11 protein-coding genes and 1 tRNA gene are annotated in these 20,795 nt (G+C 59.2%); 9 read left to right on the forward strand and 3 right to left on the reverse strand.

From position 1 onward, the window contains the following. Positions 1-759: 759 nt before the first annotated feature. Genes LBW87_RS04985 through LBW87_RS05025 form a run of 9 tightly spaced genes read left to right on the forward strand, consistent with a single transcriptional unit; the run spans position 760 to position 18,066 of the window. Positions 760-8,460 (forward strand): cadherin-like domain-containing protein, encoded by a 7,701-nt coding sequence (locus tag LBW87_RS04985; RefSeq protein ID WP_225200346.1) that lies wholly within the window; start codon positions 760-762, stop codon positions 8,458-8,460. Positions 8,461-8,467: 7 nt separating this feature from the next. Continuing rightward, positions 8,468-8,941 (forward strand): GNAT family N-acetyltransferase, encoded by a 474-nt coding sequence (locus LBW87_RS04990; protein ID WP_225200347.1) that lies wholly within the window; start codon positions 8,468-8,470, stop codon positions 8,939-8,941. Between the two features lie 53 nt (positions 8,942-8,994). After that, complete coding sequence (locus LBW87_RS04995; RefSeq protein WP_225200348.1) at positions 8,995-11,232, forward strand: type I secretion system permease/ATPase; 2,238 nt, start codon at positions 8,995-8,997, stop codon at positions 11,230-11,232. After that, positions 11,225-12,574, forward strand: coding sequence for an HlyD family type I secretion periplasmic adaptor subunit (locus LBW87_RS05000; RefSeq protein ID WP_225200349.1), 1,350 nt, complete (start codon positions 11,225-11,227; stop codon positions 12,572-12,574). The genes LBW87_RS04995 and LBW87_RS05000 overlap by 8 nt, the downstream gene beginning before the upstream one ends. Further along, on the forward strand, positions 12,564-13,973 hold the full coding sequence (locus LBW87_RS05005; RefSeq protein ID WP_225200350.1) for a TolC family outer membrane protein: 1,410 nt from the start codon (positions 12,564-12,566) through the stop codon (positions 13,971-13,973). Before LBW87_RS05000 ends, LBW87_RS05005 begins: the two co-directional genes overlap by 11 nt. A gap of 51 nt (positions 13,974-14,024) precedes the next feature. Then, positions 14,025-14,525 carry a toxin-activating lysine-acyltransferase gene (locus tag LBW87_RS05010; protein ID WP_225200351.1) on the forward strand — a complete coding sequence of 167 codons (501 nt, stop codon included), beginning with the start codon at positions 14,025-14,027 and terminating at the stop codon, positions 14,523-14,525. Positions 14,526-14,544: 19 nt separating this feature from the next. Then, complete coding sequence (locus LBW87_RS05015) at positions 14,545-15,291, forward strand: hypothetical protein (protein WP_225200352.1); 747 nt, start codon at positions 14,545-14,547, stop codon at positions 15,289-15,291. 14 nt (positions 15,292-15,305) lie between these two features. Next, the gene (locus LBW87_RS05020; protein ID WP_225200353.1) at positions 15,306-15,860 is read left to right on the forward strand and encodes a hypothetical protein; all 555 of its coding nucleotides are present in this window, start codon (positions 15,306-15,308) and stop codon (positions 15,858-15,860) included. 4 nt (positions 15,861-15,864) lie between these two features. After that, complete coding sequence (locus LBW87_RS05025) at positions 15,865-18,066, forward strand: YcaO-like family protein (protein ID WP_225200354.1); 2,202 nt, start codon at positions 15,865-15,867, stop codon at positions 18,064-18,066. Positions 18,067-18,091: 25 nt separating this feature from the next. Here the strand turns inward: LBW87_RS05025 and LBW87_RS05030 are convergent, their stop codons facing one another. From LBW87_RS05030 to LBW87_RS05040, 3 genes are all read right to left on the reverse strand, one after another. Then, positions 18,092-19,045: a hypothetical protein gene (locus tag LBW87_RS05030; RefSeq protein ID WP_225200355.1), complete on the reverse strand. Its 954-nt coding sequence runs from the start codon at positions 19,043-19,045 to the stop codon at positions 18,092-18,094. A 127-nt stretch (positions 19,046-19,172) separates the two neighbouring features. Further along, positions 19,173-19,266, reverse strand: a tRNA-Ser gene (locus LBW87_RS05035). A gap of 116 nt (positions 19,267-19,382) precedes the next feature. Continuing rightward, positions 19,383-20,636, reverse strand: a complete 1,254-nt coding sequence (locus tag LBW87_RS05040; protein ID WP_225200356.1) for an aspartate kinase — start codon at positions 20,634-20,636, stop codon at positions 19,383-19,385. Positions 20,637-20,795: the final 159 nt, after the last annotated feature.

Genomic DNA, 20,795 nt, shown 5'->3' on the forward strand with positions numbered 1-20,795 from the left:
TGCTAATGAGAGCAACCTCAATAAGGCAATTTCCAAATTTCCTTACGTCATCGAGATCCCTGAGTGGTATTCGGACAAGATAGCGGAGATTGATCGCAATAAAGGCTTCAATGCTTCGCAGACGGTCAGGGAAGCATTTGGCGTCGATGAGAAAAAATAAGAAATAGAAGATAGAACATGCCAATCACTAGCCCAAGTGAAGTTCTTAAATATATCCCCTATGCTATTGGAACCTATGGGAAGGATGCGGGAGCGCCACCTTTTCAGGTAGGTGCCGCGGTTCCTACTGGAGTTACAAGTTTTGTTCAAACGTCTCCATTTTTTCAGGCGACGTTGTACAAAGATCCCACAACAGGAAAGTATACGATAGCAATTGCAGGGAGTAATCAAGCCGGAGACTGGCCGAACGCCAACGCGGCGCTAGCCACCCAAGATTTTTTAAAGGCCGTGGGATCCGATACTTGGGATCCTCAGCTAAGCGATGCGGCCAATTTCGCATTTGAGGCATTCAAGCAGATCCGAAAGGAGACGTTTCTAGAAACTGGGCAAGAGCCTACTCTTGATCAGATCCGTGGAATGGTGAGTGTTGCTGGGCATTCACTTGGGGGCGCTTTAGCTGAGTTGATCGGAGTCATGTTCGGGTTGCCAGGAGCGAACATCGATGGGCCCGGAATTCAAGGTTTTGTCGGCACGCCTATATACACTGAACTGCAAACTAGGTTTCGGCAGGATTTTCCGGACTTGGCCAGTGCATATTCTATGGCTGATTCGGGTTTTGGGGCTTACGCATATACCTTGGTGGGGGTGGCGGGCACCCACGCGGCGGGGGTTGATTATCAACAATCACCAGCTGCGGCGTTTGCTGACCTAGCGCAGAAAGCGGCCTTAGTCGGGGCAATAACAGGCAACTTGCCTGAAGCGGCCATTAGTGCTATCGCTGCAGCAGCAACAGCAATCGGTCATGGGTCTGCGACGATTCTCGGTGACGCGGAGAATGTGGCCGGTCTTAACGCGTCTCCGGTAAAGCTTGAGAGCATCTACGATGCTCCCGGGATGCCTCGCAATAATTTTGAATCTCTTGTTACATTGCTGGAGCAAAAGGCGCCGAATTCTGCAGCGCTTTCTTATTTCAAAGCAGTTCAACTGCAATTAGATGAAGATGTAGTAAAAGCCTATACGGCCAAAGGACTTTCTCCATCGGGGATTCCGCTTGATGGAAATGAATATGCCCTCGAAAAATCCGTTTATACAGTATCTGCATTCAAGGATCCTGAAACCGGACGCATAAGTGAAAAGTACACTTCGATCTCGGGGGAGCCGCGAGAGGTATTCACCAAAGAGTATGTCGTAGATGCAAAAGGTATTGTGGGTGTCTACGACCCCGTTGGGAAAACTACGACGTTTCCAGTCCACCAATTTGACGATGCCGGCAACCCTAGTGGTAGCTTGGTGGGTAATGTAATTATCAATGACAGTGGTGCGTTGACGTTGCAGAAGCTCGACGGAACAGCACAGCCTTTCGCTGGACTGTCGCCGGACGTAGTAGACGCAATCTTACAAGGTAAGGCTGATATCTCATCCGAGTTAGTTAAGCTGGTTGAGAAGATAAGCGAGACCATTACGGGGGGGGAGGGAGACAGTAATGAGAATAATCAGAATTCAACAGAAGCACCTGTTCGTCAGCCTATATCTGATGAAATAAAAGTTATTGATGGTCGCACGTATCGTCTGGACGAAAAGGGTGACTATGTTATTCGACTGGGCGACGGCCAATGGGACGTTGTCGATAAAGAGACTGGTGAGCGCTATCTCGAAGATAGCCATGGAAAGAGAACACCTATTGCCGACGATGCGATAGTGTCCATTTCGGCAGATACCGGGTTGGCCACTGTTGTCCCCAAGAGCAGCGTTGCGCTGCCATTAGAGGATCCGGTCGAGCCGACACTTCCAAGCGGGATGGATGTCGCAGGTGATCAATATGCTGTTATTCATCAGTCAATTGTTGAGCAACTACAAAATACATCTTTAGCTCTCGCAGGAAACCAGCAGACCACGCTAACCCAACAGCTAGGGCAGCTCGGGCTGAGCGATGTCGACTTCCACGAGATGTCTGATGGCACGATCACCATCGCCAATAGCGAGGGCACTGCTATCGGTCATCTGGAGAAGAATCAAGATGGCTCCGTTCGCTACGTCGACAGCAATGACAACGGGTTCGAAATTGACGCTCAGGGCAGATCACAGATCGTCGTCAAAGGCTACAGCGAGGCCGAGCGTCAACAAGCCCAGCAAGTTCAAGCCGGCTTCGGCGCAGTCCAAAGCGCTCTATCCTTGATCCAGGCGCTGGAAAACGGCAATACCTTTGCCGCGTCCGTTGCTGGCGTGTCGATGATCAACCAGATGTTCGCGGCCAGTGGTTCGGTTCCGCCTGAACTGGCTTCATTTGCCGAGACGTTAGGCAAGGTCGGTGCTGGTCTGGGCGCAATTTCGTCGGCGATAAACCTTGCGGACGCACTTAAGTCAGGCGATGCCTTGGCGATTTTGCAGTCGTCGGCGACCTTGGGTGCACAGGGCATCAACCTGTATGCCTCCATGGAGGGCCTCAAACTCTTCGACACGGCTGGCAATGCGACCGGTACCCTCGGAACCGTTGCTCAAGACCTGGGCGCAGTGGGCGCTGGCATAGGTCTTGTCATGGCGATCCAGTCCGGCAATCCTTTGTCGATGGCGACATCGATGATGAGCCTGATGTCCACACTGGGCGTTATCGGCCCATGGGGCGCGGTAGCGGCAGTGGTCATCTCCATCATCAGCAGCATGTTCGAGTCCGACGAACCAATGCTGGAAGGGCAGGCCCAGGCCGTCTGGGATGCAGAGGGGCATACCCATGTCGTCACGACCCAGGATGCGGAAGGTGGCGGCGCCACGGCCACCCGCTGGATGCAAAATCTGGTGGACGGTCTGCAATCGCAGCTCAATGGCATGGTCGATGCCAGCGGCCAGCCGCTGTATGGGTTGATTGCATCCAGGCTGCCATCGATCGGCTATCAGTACGATCCGGATGGGTTCAATCTCGCCAACGGCGCCCAGGGCCACCTGTACCTCAAATGGACCGATGACAACGGCCAGGTCCAGACGCGCTATTACGATGGTGCGGGCAGCCGCGGCGACGGCACGGGCGATACGCTGCTCACCGACTTCATGCAGCATGCGATGGATGCTGTCGTTCCCGCATGGGAAGCCGAGACCGTCCGTCAGCACTATCTCCAGGAAGGTGTCGCCGCCACTGCGAAGCCAGGCGAGCGCGCCGGCATGCCGGTGGAAGATGCACAGCATCTGACGCAAAGTTTCACGGCGCTGACTTTTCCAGCCGCCGCGGCGGTCGCCGGCGCAACCAACGATCCGGTTTATGCCGACATCGACGGCGACGGCTACCTGGAAAAGGTAGACTGGATTTCGGCCAACCAGGGCATCCTGTCCATCGACCTGAACGGCGACGGCAAGATCACCGCAGGCGAACTGCTGAACCTTGATCCGGCCGCTTCGCTGGAACGCAACAGCGTGCGCTGGCTCGACGCCAACGGCGACGGCATTCTCGATGCACGCGACCCTGCGTTCTCGGTGCTGAAGGTGTGGATCGACGCCAATCACGATGGCGTTTCGCAAACGGCGACGTCGACTTCCCCGGGCGAATTGCAGTCTTTATCTTCGGCAGGGATCGCGGCGATCGATTTCTCGAAGAATCCTCCTTTACTGCTCAAGGCAGACGGCAGCACGGTCGCGATCAACGCCGAGCAACTTACCGGCGATGTCAAGGGCGTGGCCTATCTGATGACGCCAGGCGGACTGCTGGAGTCGCAGGAAGGTGGCGAGACTGTCCTGCACGCCGTCAACACCCGTGAGTTCGATGGCCAGGCAGCGCATACGCATGGCGGCGATGCCGATACCGATGGTGGTGAGGTGCTGGTCGATGCCGGCAACCCGGGCCTGACGTCGACCACCAGCAAGACCGTTGCCAATACCAGTCAGCGCACCGATACGACGATTGGCGCCAATGATGCTCGCCTCGGCTCGGGTGCGGCGGGAACGGCCATTACAGGCCAGGGCACCGGCGCACAGGCCGTCAACAACATGGCCGCTAACCAGGTGCGTTCCAATCCGTTGGCCTTCGTGCCTAATGGCGCGGCCACGGCCGGCCAGGAATTGCGGCAAGTCACCGACGACATGATCCGCAATGCCGACAACAGCCTGTTTGGCCTCAGCAGTGCAGGTACGCCGCTGGTCGCCGTAGGCGTGGCGGCAGCGGCCGTGCAGTGGCCGACCGTTGCCGCCGCCGCCAATCTGGATGCGGGCGCCATGGGCGGTTCGCGCACACAGCAGGGTGGCGCGGCGCAGGCCAGCGAATTCATCGCCTCCGATCTCGGCTCGACCTTGACCGCCAGCACCTCGACGGCTTCCGGCACGCAGCAGTCCGCCGTCAACGTGCCGTTGGAGCAGTTGCACCAGCCGACCTCGGTGAGCAGCTCGGGACCGGGGATCGTAGGCACCTTGCTGCCACCTGGTGCCGCCGCGGTCGTCGACCCCGCGTTTCTATTGCAGGGATCGGGCACTGGTCAGCAGGGAGCCGGCGGGCAGGTCCGCACCGGCGCGCCGGCAGCCGTGGTGTCGCCAGACGATGTTGCCGACGCAGCAAATGGGCAGGGTTTCGTGCTGCCTGCGGCAGCCGAAGTCGTGTTGGACTATCCGACCGTAACCGGCGAATTCATCACGGGCATCGAAGACATCGGCCTGCGGCTGCCGGAGTCGATGCTCCTTGCCAACGATTCGACCATCAACTTTCCGGCTTTCCCGGACCAGCAGATGCTGCGCATCACGGCCGTCTTCAGTCCGACGCACGGACAGGTGGCACTGCGAACCAATGATGAAGGCAAGACCGAGGTCGTCTTCATTCCCGAGGCTAATTATCACGGCCAGGCCAGCTTCAGCTATTCGGTGACCGACCAGTACGGATTGTCGAGCGTGGCCTCGGCGACCATCGAACTGGCGCCGGTCAATGACGCGCCGTTGGTACGCGACGATGCCGCCGCGGGCGACGAAGACAATGTCTTGATGTTCCACGCCGCCGACCTGCTGGCCAACGATGTCGATGTGGACACCGCGGTTGATGGCGATGTCATGCGCATCACCCGTGTCGGTCAGGCGCAGCATGGCCAGGTCTTCCTGGATAGCGATGGCACCATCCGCTTCGTACCCGACCAGGATTACAACGGCCCGGCGCAATTCACGTATTGGGTGGCCGATCGCGACAATGCGGAGCTGGCCGTGAATGGCGGCGTGGGGTACGAGATTGCCGGAACGATGCACCTCACGGTGATTCCGGTCAACGACCTGCCGGTGGTCACGGGCGAGCAGATCGATAGCGACGAAGACATCGTTCTGGATATACCGCAGTCCTTCCTCCTGGCCAATGACACCGACGTCGATATCGCTACCAACGGCCAGGTGCTGTCCATCACGGCAGTGAGCAATGCCCAGCATGGCACTGTCCAGTTGCTGGCCGATGGCACGATCAGATTCACCCCGGAGCTGAATTACTTCGGTCCGGCGGCGTTCTCTTATACCGTTGACGATGGCAATGGCGGCCAGGTCATCGGCACTACGGTGGTCAACCTGGCTCCCGTCAATGACGCACCGGATGTGGTGGGCGAGACGCTGACGTTTGATGAGGACAATATCCAGACGATCGACCAGGCACTGCTCCTGGCCAACGATTCCGATGTCGATAATCCTCATAGCGACCTGAAGATCATCGCCGTCGATAACGCCAGCCATGGCGTGGTGAGCCTGAATCAGGACGGCTCGATTCGGTTTGTGCCCGATCCGGATTACTTCGGCGCAGCCAGCTTCACCTATACCGTTTCCGACGGCGTGGGTGGCTTCACCGTCGGCACCGCCAGCCTGGACATCCTTCCGGTCAACGATGCGCCGCGTCTGCAGGGAGAAACGGCGAGCACAGACGAAGACCAGATCATTCATTTCTCCGTCGACGGCCTGTTGTCCAACGATGTCGACGTGGACAACGACCACAGCGAGTTGCGCCTGACATCGGTGGGCAACGCTACCCATGGCACGGTGCGCCTGGAGAATGGCGAGATCATCTTCACTCCCGATCTCAATTATTTCGGCGCAGCCAGCTTCACCTATGTCGTCGACGATGGCGTCGGCGGGCAAAGCCAGGCGCGGGTGGACATCAACTTCAATTCGGTCAACGACATTCCGGTCGTGAACGACGAGCTGTTCAACGGCAAGCGCAACGTCACTTACACGCTGACCCAGGCGGCACTGCTGGCCAACGACACCGACGTCGAGGATCCGAACGCGCTGACCATCGTGGCGGTGCGCAATGCCGATCACGGCACGGTGGTGTTGAACGCCAATGGCACCATCACCTTCGTGCCGGAATCAGGATACGGCGGCGTCGGCAGTTTTGAGTACGTGGTGCGTGATACCGATGGCGCGGAGGTGGTGGGCACGACCCAGATCGACTTCTCGCGCGTGAACGTCAATCCGATAGCGGTCGATGACAGCTTTGTGGGGTTTGAGGATACTGCCTTCATTATTTCGGCGGCACAGCTCACGGTCAACGATACGGATCCTGACCCTTCGTCGCTGTCGCATCTGAGTATTTCCGCCGTGGGCAACGCTTCTCACGGCACGGTGACCCTGCAAGCGGACGGCAGCGTGAGGTTCATGCCCGTGCAGGACTTCAACGGCGCGGCTAGCTTCCAGTATCAGGTTTCGGATGGCGAAGGCGGTAGCACATGGGCGACGGCATACCTGAACGTTCAATCCGTCAATGATGCACCGGTTATTGAAGATATCTGGTATGGCAGGCCTATCTATGGATATCGCTGGCAGGCAATGGATACCGTAGAAGAGAGCGGATGGACGCATACGACCGGTTGGGCCCTGGTCCCGGTGACCAGCGAGTCGGCAGCGATCGCATTGGCCGCTAATCCAAGCGATCGCACCTACGGCGCCACCGACTCTCGCTCCAACGATTTGGTGGATGCGAACGGCAATGTGATGGGACTAAGCTACTACCGTAGCGGTCAGTTGAGGCCTATCGGTTTTGATTATCAGGATGCCACCGATACGTATGGGGAAAACGGGACCATCTCGGTGGATGACGGCTATCGCCAGAACGGCAAGGTCATTGCCTATGACGTCGATGGCAGTGTGGCCGATCTTACCTTCTCCGTGGGCACGGGGCCTCAGCACGGACATGCCTGGGCCGACCAATACACCACTGCGTCGGCGCCGTCGGGGCTGGACCATACGCAGGCGTCGTATTATGCCGTCTATGAAAAGGGCGCCTGGCAGTACTACAGCCATCAGGGAGACCCCTATTCAGGCTCCGACCCGTTTGCGATTCGCGTAACCGATGCGCAAGGCGCTAGCGTCGACGCAATGATCTACACGGCGCACAAGGGAAGCAGCGCCGGCGGTGGCGGCAAGTGTCCGATCGTCGTGGATCTGGACGGTGATGGTATTGAACTTGTAAAGCCTCAAGACTCGCATATCTTCGCGGACTTGAATGGAAATGGATGGCGCGAGCATATCGGCTGGGCATCCACGGACGACGGTATCCTGGCATTCGACGTCGATCACGACGGGCGCATCACGGACAACAACGAAATCTCCTTCGTTGGTTACAAGGAGGGCGCCAAGACGGATATGGACGGACTGGCCGCGTTCGATACCGACGGTGACGGCAAGCTGACCGCCCAAGATGCTCAATGGGCATCGTTCGGTATCTTGCGGGACATGAACAAGAATGGTGTGCAGGACGCGGGCGAGTTCATCTCGCTGGATCAGATGGGCATCACTTCCATCAGCCTCCAGCGAGAGGGTAGCCCCGAACTGAACAACGGTAACGTCGTGTTCGGCACCAGTGAGGTGACATTCACGGATGGGCATACGTCGCGCGCGGGCGACGTCATGTTCGGAGGCGAAATATCGCCGCTGCCAGATGCCGCCAAGGCTGCGCTGGAAGCCGCCAGCGCCAGTTCTGCGGCAGATCCCGGCGCGCATGCCCAGAGCGCATCCACCACCGATTCCAGCGCCCGATCCACGCCGGCTTCTAACGATGGCGCCGCTGCCGCGCCTGTCGCTGCCAACGATATCGCATCGGCGCCAGTCGATGCCGCCGTAGCGGCACTTCAGAATCCGTCTCCGGCAGCAGCCGCGTCAATGGATGACCTGGCCGCTATCAGACAGATGGCGCTCTTGTTCAATCAAGTCGTGGCGACCAGCCAGAGTCCTCCCGATGATCCCTTGGCCTTCATTCCCGCGCCGGACTACTCCGTAGCGATTCTGGGTGGGGATTTGCTTGCGTCCCCTGATGCAAGTGCAACAGACCATTCTAAATATGCAGCCGCCAACGCGGGCACAGGTTAGGACGTAAATGAAGATCTACTTGTCGGAATTGAAGGATGTCGATGATTTGATGGCGCTCGGGATACGAATGCATGCGGAATCGCGTTTCAGTGTATATCCGATGAATGCCGCAAAAACCCGGGCGTCCATGGAGAAATTGATCAGCAATCCGCTGGCCGGTTGCATCCTGCTGGCCAGGAACGAGGGAGGCGAAGCGGTGGGCATGCTGGCGGGGTATGTCGTCGATTATTTTTTCAGCGACGCATTGGTGGCCCAGGATAGTTACTTTTTTGTTGCGCCGGAGCATCGTGGGAGCTCTGCGGCATTAAAGCTGTTGATCGCTTTTCGCCGCTGGGCGGAAAACCGGAACGCGTCCGAGCTGTGCATCAACATGAGTGTCGATGTGGACCAGGAGCGGTTCAATCGTTTCATGGCGCATTTGGGATTCAAGAATTGCGGTTCCAACTTCATGACGCCATTGGCTGCGCGTCAATCGGCTTGAATTACTGAGAAAGTCTTTACCCCGGGGGCGGGGCAACGAGGAATAAGAAAAGAATGAACACCGTCAATGATGGGCTCAACAGCCCGGCTGCGGCATTGGACGACAGGCAGCGTAACCCTGCCGATACGGCCAATCTGGATTTGATCCGGCTGTATGCCCAGCTCAATGGAATGAGCCTGGATGCGCAACAGCTGGCGCACTATTTCTCGGTGCCGGGAAAGATCCTTGGCATGGCCGACATGATCCAGGCGCTCCAGGGACTGGAGTTCGATGCCTCGCTGCAGAGCGGTCGCATCGAGCAATTGAGCGCGGGGCTGCTGCCCTTGCTGGCGGAAGGCCACGATGGCCGCTTCATGCTGCTGGGGCGCATCGAAGCGGACACCGTTGTGGTACAGGTTGCCGGTGAGCGTCAGCCGCGTCAGCTGGCACTTTCGCAGTTTGGCGAGCTGTGGACTGGCCGCTGGATCAAGGCGGCGCGCCGCGTCGGCATTCACGAACAGAACCGCACGGAGGTGCACAAGTTTGGCGTCAGCTGGTTCTGGCAAGCCCTGCGCAAGTATCGCGGTTTGATGGGCGAGGTGCTGCTGGCGTCGTTCTTCGTCCAGGTATTCGCCCTGATCACGCCGCTGTTCTTCCAGGTCGTGATCGACAAGGTGCTGACGCACCGTTCGCTGTCGACGCTGGATGTGATGGTGGTCGCCATGGTCGGGGTCGCCATCTTCGAGGTGGTGCTCTCGGGCATGCGCCATTATCTGTTCTCCCATACCACCAACCGCATCGATGTCGAACTGGGCTCGAAGCTCTTCAGGCATCTGATGCACTTGCCGCTGTCCTTCTTCGAGTCGCGTCGCAGCGGCGATACCGTGGCGCGCATGCGCGAGCTGGAGAATGCGCGCAATTTCCTGACCGGCCAGGCGCTCACGAGTTGGCTGGATCTGTTCTTCGCGATCGTTTTCCTGGGCGTCATGTTCTACTACAGCGCCACGTTGACCTTCATCGTGCTGGCAGCCTTGCCGATCTTCTTCGGTGCTTCGTGGCTCATCACGCCGCTGCTGCGCAAGAAGCTGGAAGACAAGTTCGCCCTGGGCGCGGAAAACCAGACCTTCCTGGTCGAGACGATCACTGCCATGGAAACCCTGAAGGGCCAGGCGGTCGAACCACAATGGCAGCGCGAATGGGATCGCCGCCTGGGAGACTATGTCAATGTGGCATTCCAAAGTGGTCATCTCGGTAGCGCGACCAACCAGTTCATTTCGCTCACCAGCAAGTTGCTGACGGTCCTGCTGCTCTGGTTCGGTGCGCGCCTGGTGATCGACGGCGACCTGACCGTCGGCGGGCTGATCGCCTTCAACATGCTGTCTGGACGCGTGAATGCACCCATCCTGAAACTTGCTTCGCTGTGGCAGGACTTCACGCAGATGAAGGTGTCGATCAAGCGCCTGGCCGACATCATGGATGCTCCGGCCGAACCCGCATTCCAGCCGGCGCGCGCGACGCCGCCGAGCATCCAGGGCAATGTGAGCTTTCGCGACGTCTGTTTCCGCTATCGCCAGGACGGGCCGGATGTGCTGGACGAGGTCTCGTTCGATGTCACCGCTGGTGAAATCATCGGCTTGGTGGGTGTCTCCGGCGCTGGCAAGACCACGCTGGTGCGCTTGATACAGCGCCTATATACGCCGCAACGCGGACGCATCCTGGTGGACGGGATTGACCTGAATCTGGTCGATACCAGCTGGCTGCGCAGACAGATCGGGGTGGTCGGCCAGGACAATATCCTGTTCAACCGCTCGGTACGGGACAACATTGCGTTGGCCAATTCGCAACTGTCGATGGAAGAAATCATGAACGCTGCCAAGCTGGCGGGCGCCCATGAATTCATCCTGGAACTGCCGGAGGGCTACGACACCGTGATCGGTGAGCGCGGCAGCAAGCTTTCCGGTGGGCAGCGCGCGCGCATTTCCATCGCCCGGGCGCTGGCCACCAATCCGCGGCTATTGCTGCTGGACGAGGCCACTGCGGCGCTCGACTACGAATCTGAACGTGTCATCCACGACAACATGGCGGAGATCTGCCGTGGGCGAACGGTATTCATCGTGGCCCACCGGCTGTCGACGTTGCGCCTGGCCAACCGGATTCTTGTGCTGGAGCGCGGCAAGGTGATCGAAACCGGACACCATCAGGAACTGGTTTCTCGGCGTGGTCGCTATTTCGACCTGTACAACGCGCATCAGGTGCTGGAGTCCAGCGCACAGGCGGTGACGCTCAAGCAAGTGGAGGTAGTCCATGTCTGATCTGCAACTGGCGTCTGCCAATCCGGTGGAGAAGGAATTCGGCCACGCGTTCTCGTCGGCTGCCATCAGTATCCAGGCTCGGCCGCCAGCCTATATCGCGCGCATGGTGACGCTGGCCATTTGCGCCATGGCCTTCATGGCAGCAATCTACGCCTTCTTGGCAAATATCGATATCGTGGTGTCGGCACAGGGACGTGTCATCCCTTCAGGCAAAAGCAAGGTGATTCAATCGCTGGAGAGCGGGGTGGTCAAGGAAATATTCGTCAAGGATGGCCAGAAGGTCGCTGCCGGCACGATCCTGTTGACGCTTGACCAGACCACGACCGACGCCGACCGTCGCCGTCTGCAATACGAATACTGGGAAAGCGAGGCAGATGTTGCGCGTCTGAATGCGCTATTGCAGGGAAAATCGACCTTCAGTACGCCCGGCGATGCGCCCAAGGAGATCGTGGTGAACCAGCAGGCGATCCTGACCAGTCGCCTGCTCGAACAACAGTCGAAGATGGCGTCGCTGGATGCCGATGTCGCTCGTCGCCAGGCCGATTACGATGCGGTCGCCTCCAATGTGCAGCAGATCCGGGTCAGCCTGCCGCTGGTCGGGAAGAAGCATCAGATGCGCGAGGAGCTGGCCAAGACCGGGCATATTGCGGAAACCGGCCTGATCGAGACCAAGCTGGAACTGATCAACCTGCAGAAGGAAGAAGCTATCCAGCAGAATCGATTGAAGGAGTCAGGCGCCGGCATGCGTGCCGCCGTTCAGCAGAAGGCGCAGGCGCTGGCGGAATTTCGTGCCCGGGCATCGTCGGAGCTGGTCGAAGCCATCAAGAAGGGCAACGTAGCGAAGCAGGAATTGGTCAAGGCCACGCAGCGTCGCGACCTGCAGGTGCTGAAGGCGCCCATTGATGGCGTTGTCCAGCAATTGGCCGTTACTACCGTAGGTGGCGTGGTGACGCCGGCGCAGCCGCTGATGAGCATCGTCCCTGAAAATTCACCGCTAGAGGTCGAAGCGCAGGTCAACAATCGCGATATCGGCCACGTCCATGTCGGGCAGCGGGTGATCGCGAAGATCGAAACGTTCGACTTCACGCGCTATGGTTATATCGAGGGGACGGTCCAGTGGCTGGGAACCGACGCAGTAATGGACCAGAAGCTGGGGCCTATCTATCCGGTGCGCATCCAGCTCAAGGATACGCATACGCCCAACACGGTGCATGGCAACCAGGGACGAATCGTCGCGGGGATGAACGTGACCGCCGACATCAAGACCGACGAACGCCGCATGATCGAGTACTTCCTCGCCCCAATGCTGCGCTACAAAGAGGAGTCTCTGCGTGAGCGCTGATCGTTGGAAGAAACGCCAGTCGGCTAAGGTTCTCCGCAATACTGCGACGCGGTGTCATGTGATTGGGTTGGTTGGAGTTGCGCTGGTGGCGGCGTTCCTCCCGTCGCATGCAGAGACCCTGGGTGAGGCCTATCGGCGCGCGTTGAAACAAGACCCGGTGTTCGACGCGGCGCGTTATGCATTGGAGGCAGCCCAGGAGAAGTTGCCGCAAGCCAGGGCCGGATTGCTGCCCAATCTCAATGCGGGGTTCAATGCCAGCTCGCAAAAGGGCGACGCTTCATTCAGTGACGCGCCCTATATGGCGAGAGACGCGCGCACACGGGGATGGTCATTGCAGTTGAATCAGCCGCTATTCAGGTTGGCGAACTGGATTGCCTACGATCAGGCAGATGCACAAATCCGGCAAGCGGATGCCCAGTTTTCGCAAGCACAACAGGATGCGGTGCTGCGGGTGGCCCAGGTGTACTTCGATGTCCTGGTGGCCGAGGAAAGCCTGTCGGTTGCACAGACGCAGCTAAATGCAGTCGAGCAGCAGCTTGGTTTGGCCAAACGTAATTTTGATGTCGGCGTATCGACGATTACAGACACCTACGAAGCCAAATCACGCTTTGATCTGGCCACCTCCCAGCGGATTGCAGCAATGAATGACCTGGTCAACAAACGCGCCGAATATGAGCGCGTGACCGGTGACGAGCCAAATGAGCTTCTCGAGCTTCGCCAAGATGTCTCGCTGCCCAAGCCCAGTCCGGCGGACCTGCCTTCCTGGCTGGTGGCCGCGCGCGAGCAAAATCCCTTGGTGCGGGTACAGTTGGCCATGCAAGAGGTCGCAAAGAAGGAGATCGCGAAAAATCGGGCAGGGCATGCGCCGACACTGGATATGACCGCTTCATACGGGCGCAATTACTCGTCGGGCAGCCTGACCTCGCCAGCGGATATCGATACTCGGGCGCGCTCGACCCAGGTTGGCGTGCAGCTGAACATTCCGATCTATTCGGGCGGCGCGACAGAGTCCAGGGTCCGCGAAGCCGCATCCAATTACTACAAGGCGCGGGCAGACTGGGAGGCGGCAACGCGACAAGCGGCGACGTCGGCCAAGCAGGCATTTACTGCCTTTGACAACGGGCAGTCGCAGATCGATGCGTTGCAGTCGGCGGTGGAGTCCAGCCGGAGCTCGGTGGAAGCCAATAAAGTTGGCTATCGTATCGGAACGCGCATTAATATCGACGTTCTGAACGCCGAGCAGCAATTGGCCGCTGCCCAGCGCGATCTGGTCAAGACCAGGTACGAGACCTTGATGCAAGGCCTTCGTCTCAAGGCATCGGCCGGCTTGCTGGTGGAGCAGGATGTCTACCAGATCGATGCCTTGATGGTGCGCAAGCCGTCGTCCTCCGCCCAATAGCGTGTGACGTCGTTTGAATCCAGGACACAAATTGACAATGAAGGATGATTGATGAGCGAAGCAAAGAATGAATTTTCCGGCAAGGAACTGCATGATTTGGCCGAGATCGCGATGGAGCAGGCCAAGCGCGTCAGCCAGAAAATTCCAGTGCTCGGACCGGTCACATGGCTGATGATGCAGCAGGGCGCTACCCGGCATACGCTGCTAAGCGATCTGGAGTGGCGCATCATGCCGCCGCTGGTGCTGGACCAGGCCAAGTTGTACATGCGCGAGCAAATGCCGTTGGCTTTCGTCACCTGGGCGACGTTGTCTGACGATGTCGTGAGTCGATATCGCAAGGCGCCACACCATCTGACCGCGTCCGACTGGCGTTCCGGAGAGCAGGTCTGGATCATTGACCTGATCGCCCCGTATGGCGGCGTGCAGGACATCCTGACCGAACTGCGCACCACTATTTTTCCGGGCCAGGTCATCCACCAATTGGCGCCGATGCCGCAAGGCGAGGCAAAGGTAATCAAATGGGAAGCCGTCGCTTCTCCGGTCAAACACTAACTATTCAGGGAGCAAGGCAATGTCCGAACAAAAAATGCAGTCGCCGTCGGCCGATACCGAAAAGCCCACCGATTTAAACATCTTCTACCGGCCGTCGGCGCAGACCGTGGCCGGCTGGAGCGTCACACGCTTGCCGGTCGAGCGCTCATTTGATGCTTCCGTTGCCAGCCTTGGCTGCGACTCAGGATCTTGCGTCCTGGCCGGCACGCCCGTCTTGCTGGCCGATGGCACGACCAAAACCATCGAGACATTCACCGGCGGCGAGATGGTTCGCACCCTCAGCGGCGTATCGCGGGTGCGAGCGCTGGAGAACCCACGGCTGGGCATGACGCGCCGGATCATCGAGCTGCGCACCGGAAGCGGAGCGCCGTTAATGATCTCTGACGAGCATGCGATGTGGATGCGCTTTGAACAGGATGGCGTGCAGACTGAATGGTGGGGGGTCTACAACTTCAATCATTACCTGGTCGAGAAGGAAAACGGTGTCGGTGTCAGGCTCCAGCGTGACGCCCGGCCGTTGCGCTTCGATGTGCCGCAGACGCATGCCCATGTCGACGGCTGGAAGCATGTACAACCGATCTATCACATGATGCATCCTGACACGCCGCTCTATCACCTGGATGTTGAAGAGGGCGGCAGCTACATTGCCGGCGGCTTCGTGATCAGCAGCCATGCGGCCGACCTCGACGGCGAGGGGGTTCGTTGGACCGGCACCGGCATCCAGGTCGCGGCGGACGAATTCGTTGCCTCGTTGGCCAGCACCTGACGAGGATGACGGGCATGACCATACCGGCACTGTACGGCGACGAAAACGATGCGACAGGTTCTGCGCGCCGTTACTTGTCCCGCTTCGGCGCGCAGCAGACCCCGGGGCGCTTGCGCCAGGAGATCATGCGGCAACTGGAGGGTGCTGCCGGAGATGTCATGTGGGACGTCGGTGCAGGATCGGGAGCCATCGCCATCGAATGGAAGATGTCGCGGCCCGGCTCCCGCGTGTTCGCCATCGAGCGTCGCGAAGACCGCTGCGAGGACATCGCCTACAACGCCTTCGCACACGGTGTCCATGTCGACATTCTGTGTTCAGAGCTGGACGGCGTGCCGGCGATGTTGCCTGCCCCTGACATGATTTGGTTGGGCTGTCCTGGAGAAAGCGAGGTCGACCTGTTCGCCCCCCTCTGGTCGCATCTGCTTTCGGGGGGCTGGATGGCGTGCAACGCCGTCAGCGCCCGGGGCGTGCAGCGACTGCGCCGCGCGCATGAGCGCTTTGGCGGCAAGCTGGCGCTGCATGGCGACTACGATCTGCCGCGCGAGCTGTGGATCGCCTGCAAGGACTGAGTGCATGATGGCGTCCTCATTGATGCTACAGGATCGACTGAACGATCCTGCCAGGCTATGTCCGATACTGGCTGGAATCGGCAAGATCAGCGGCGATCGGTTGAAGCTCAGGCTTGCAGAAGAGGTCCTTGAGGTAGCGGCCCCCGCGCGCTACCTGGACAAGCTGTTTGACTGGTGCCAGGGCGAGCTCTCGCTGGAGCAGATCGGCGAACGGGCGCTGGCGCATTTCGGCGATCGGGAGTTCTCCGCTTTCATCGCTGACATGCTGTCTGCGGGTGTATTGGTCGATGCATCGCTCGGCCTGCCGCATTTTGCGAGGATGCTGGAGAAGAGTGGCAAGCGCTTGCCATCCTCCAGTTTGCCGCCCGCGGTCGCTGCTGCGGCCGCGTCATTGCCGCCGCCCGGCGGCTTGATCGGACTTGGCGTGCCGCCTGTCGGCGGCTTGCTGTCGTTGGCCTCGGCGCGCTCGTCGGCATCCGGTTTCGGCGGCGGTGCCGTGTCGAAGGCCTGCCTGAATGCACTCCTGTTCGCCGCCTATGGATGTGGGGAGAGCGGACGGCGGGTGGTTGCGTCAGCGGGCGGGCTCTATCCGTTGACGCTGTACCTGGTCCTGTTGAGCAGGATCGAGGATATTTCGGCCGGCAGCTACAAGGTGCACTTCAATGACGGCGCAGTCCAGCTTGAGGCCTTGCCATCGTCCGACGTCGCCCAGGTGCCCAGGGCGCTGTCCAATCCGGCCATCATGCGCGGCGCTGCGGGATGGCTGCTTATTACGGCGGACATCCGGGCCGGCGCCCTGAAATACGGCAGCCGCGCGTTCTCCCACGTCATGATCGAAGCTGGTTCGGTCGTGCAGAACGTCGCCCTGGCGGCAACCGAACAAGCTTGCGCATGGAGCGCCATGGGCGTCATCGATACGCCCCATGCGAGCGCCTTGTTCGGTTGCGATCCGGCGCTATCCCTGCCGATCATCGGCGGTCTGTTCGGTAACGTCGACGCGGGTGGGGCGGACGATGCCGCAAAGCCGCTTCGTTCGCCGCAGATTCATTTCGAGTGGATGGACAAGCACGACGCCTTGCCGTTTCACACCGGGCAGGCATTCATCGCGGGCCCTTCGCCGGGGGCGCTGGTGCGCGGCCACGGGCGTGATGCGGACCCCGCGCGTGCCTATGATAAGGCGATCGCCGAAGCCGTCGAGCGATATGCCTATCGGCAACCGCGCGACTGTCATGCGGCGCAGTGGGGCGAGCTGCCCGGCATGCTCCTGCCGCAATCATTGGTTGGCTACTCGCCATCCCAGCATCGTTCGACGAATTTTCCTTACCATCCATTTGAGCCGGCGCGCCAATATCTTTGGCGTGAGGCGGTGGAGATCGCGACCGGAACAAAGCATTGGGTACCTGCGGAGTGCGTCTATGCCTTGTCGTCGCTTCCCGCCCGGTACCGCGTGCATCCGCTGACGTCGGCCAATTCGTCAGGGTGCGCGAGCGGCAGGAGTGAGCAAGCCGCGCAGAAGGCGGCTTTGTTTGAAGTGGTCGAACGGGATGCCTTCATGCGTCACTGGTTCGCCCAGCGTGGTGGCAAGGGGGTAAGGCTAGCCTCATTGCCCATTCAATGGGCGTCGAGAATAAACGAACTGTCGCGCAAAGGGTGTCGCGTCAGCTTGCAGATGCTGGACCTCGGACTGTTTCCGGTCTGGTTCTTCTTCGTCCAGAATGCCGAACGTCACTTCACGGCCGTGTCTGCCGCTGCTGCGGCGGATGGCGAACATGCACTCGAATCCGCGTTTTCTGAAATCGAGACCGCTGTCAGCGCACGGATGGGACAAGCCTCAGGAACGGGCCAGGACCCGCAACGAGTGGAAAGCACTGACGATCACGCCGAGCTGTACACGCATCCTAGCTATTTCAGGCGCGCCGACGCGCTCGGGAAGCCTGTTGCTGAAATCGATTACGGCGCCGCCCTCGATTGCTTTGCACGCCATGCCACCGATATTGCCCTCCGCCTGCGTGATGCAGGTACGTTCGCCGTATGGGTGGATATGACACTGCCGGACACGCCCGTGACGATTGACGGGACTCCCTTGATATCGGGCCGAATCCTGGTGCCGCATGCCATCCCGATCAGTTTCGGTTACGGCAGGATGCCGTTAGCGATGGACATGTTCTCGACACCGCAAGCGCGTTTTCCTCACCCGTTCCCCTGAATCGGTCCTGAGGCCGGGTGATATGTCAGGTCGCGTGGCGGCAGACGTCGGGCAGCATCAGTGGGTAGATATTGGGATGCACCATCGGATGGCTGTTCATCTCAAGCAGCCACACCCGATCTTCGTGGTCGACTACGGCATCAAGGGTAAACAGCAGATTCTGGTGCTGAGCCGAGAGGTGCTGGTACAGGCATGCAGCAGCATGCGCCACCTGATGCCGCACCGAAGCTGAACATGCGCTCCAACCGTCCCGGTCGAGGAAGGTGACGTTGTCAAACGGCGTGACGTATTTGAAATCGATCCAGACCCGTTCGCCGGCTTCGGGCACCGAGCCGGGACTTCTTCCTTGCCATGCCAGGACGTCCGCCGAGCTGTCCAGGGACAGGACCTTATCGACGCTGCTGCGCCGATAGTCGGCAAGTTCCTGGATGCTTCTTTCACCATCCCCAATCAGGTAAGGCGGCTCGATTACTTCGGCCGCCGCCACGTGTTGATTCCAGCACCATATCTTCATGCTGCGTCCGGGAATGAACTGTTCGTAGAAGTGCTCCTGCCCGTCGAGTGGTCGCTTTACCCGGCTTGCCTTGTACGGGCCGGCAATGTTCGCGCCGAACGATCCACTCCTGGGCTTGATCAGGTAGTCCTCGACCAGGAATTCGCCACTATTCCATCCGGCGGGTACACGTAGCTTCAGTTTGTTGGCGCTCAGCTTGAAGCGTGCCTTATCGAGCGATTCAGGCCATGTTGGTGATGCCTCGGGCACCCAGCCGATAAAGGCCCCTTTGCCGTCGAACAAGCGCGTATAGCCTATTTTTCCGGAAACCTTTGTGGAAAATCTGGGATGAAGCCGTATGGTGCGCCCACCTAAATGGATGGAAAGAGCGAATGTGTCTGCGGATAGGTGAACCTGCCCCCCGTGATCCTTGACCCATTGGGAAATGCGGTTGAGGTGGTGAAGCGGTTGGAAGATGTAGAACATATTTCGAAAGGAGAGGTTCTCGAAACAGCTTGAGCAGCAGCTGAGGCGCTACGTTTTAGATGTCGGCCAGTATGACATTGGGTAGAAATGAAAAACGGGCCGCAAGGGCCCGTTTTATCAATGTTTCTGGCGGAGACGGAGGGATTCGAACCCTCGATACAGGTTTAAGCCCATATGCTTCCTTAGCAGGGAAGTGCCTTCGACCACTCGGCCACGTCTCCCACACTTAAGACAATTAATTTCTGCCTGAAGCGAAGTCACGCATAATAGCTTCTGACAGGCGTTTGGTCAACCAAAGTCTTGCAAAAAATCATTAATCGACCGCCGCCAGCTTCTCTTACTTTGCGCTTTCCAGATCGAAGGCTTTGTGCAACGCGCGCACGGCCAGTTCCATGTACTTTTCGTCGATCAGGACCGAGATCTTGATTTCGGAAGTCGAGATCATCTGGATGTTCACGCCTTCTTCCGACAGGGTGCGGAACATCTGCGAAGCGATGCCCACGTGGCTGCGCATGCCGACGCCGACCACCGATACCTTCGAGACCTTGGTGTCGCCATTGATCGAGGCCGCGCCGATGTGGGCCTTGACGCTGCTGTTGAGCACTTCCACGGCCTTGGCGTATTCGGCGCGCGGCACGGTGAAGGTGAAGTCGGTCTTGCCTTCGACCGACTGGTTCTGGATGATCATGTCGACTTCGATGTTGGCGTCGGCGACCGGGCCCAGGATCTGATATGCAATGCCCGGACGATCAGGTACGCCCAGTACGGTGATCTTGGCCTCGTCGCGGCTGAAGGCGATGCCGGTGATGGTGGCTTGTTCCATTTTCTTGTCTTCCTCAAACGAAATCAGGGTGCCGGAGATGGTCTCTTCGGACAACGGCATTAAAGGGTCAGTCAGCGACGACAGCACGCGCGTGGGCATCTTGTAGTTGCCGGCGAATTCGACCGAACGGATCTGCAGGACCTTCGAACCCAGCGACGCCATCTCGAGCATTTCCTCGAACGTCACGGTGTTGAGACGACGCGCTTCACTGACCACGCGCGGGTCGGTGGTGTAGACGCCGTCGACGTCGGTGTAGATCAGGCATTCAGCTGCCTTGATGGCCGCCGCCACGGCAACCGCCGAGGTGTCCGAGCCGCCACGGCCGAGCGTGGTGATGTTGCCGTCGGCATCCACGCCCTGGAAGCCGGTGATGATCACGATCTTGCCGGCGTTGAGGTCGCGCCGCACCTTGGTGTCGTCGATCGAGCGAATGCGCGCCTTGGTGAAGGACGAATCGGTCTTGATCGGCACCTGCCAGCCGGCGTACGACACGGCTTGCTTGCCCAGTGCCTGCAGCGCAATGGCCAGTAGCGCCACCGATGCCTGTTCGCCGGTGGAGGCCAGCATGTCGAGCTCGCGACCTTCGGGCTGTGCCATGATTTCCTTGGCCAGACCGAGCAAACGGTTGGTTTCACCAGACATCGCGGACGGCACGACAACGATCTGATGGCCTGCGTCGTGCCACTTGGCAACGCGCTTTGCGACATTCTTGATGCGCTCGGTTGAGCCCATCGATGTGCCGCCGTATTTGTGAACGTATAAAGCCATAGAGATAAAGGAAGGTGGCCGACTTTGACGAACAATCGCTAGCTAGGCCGGAGGGAACAAACCCTTGACTTTACATCTGCAATGCCGAAATCTCAAGAAAAAACTGGCCGCACACAGTCTCGCCATGCGGGATTTGCATGTCGCACTGCAGCAGAAACG

It is taken from the genome of Herbaspirillum sp. alder98 (genome assembly GCF_020179755.1).
Classification (GTDB): Bacteria; Pseudomonadota; Gammaproteobacteria; order Burkholderiales; family Burkholderiaceae_D; genus Herbaspirillum.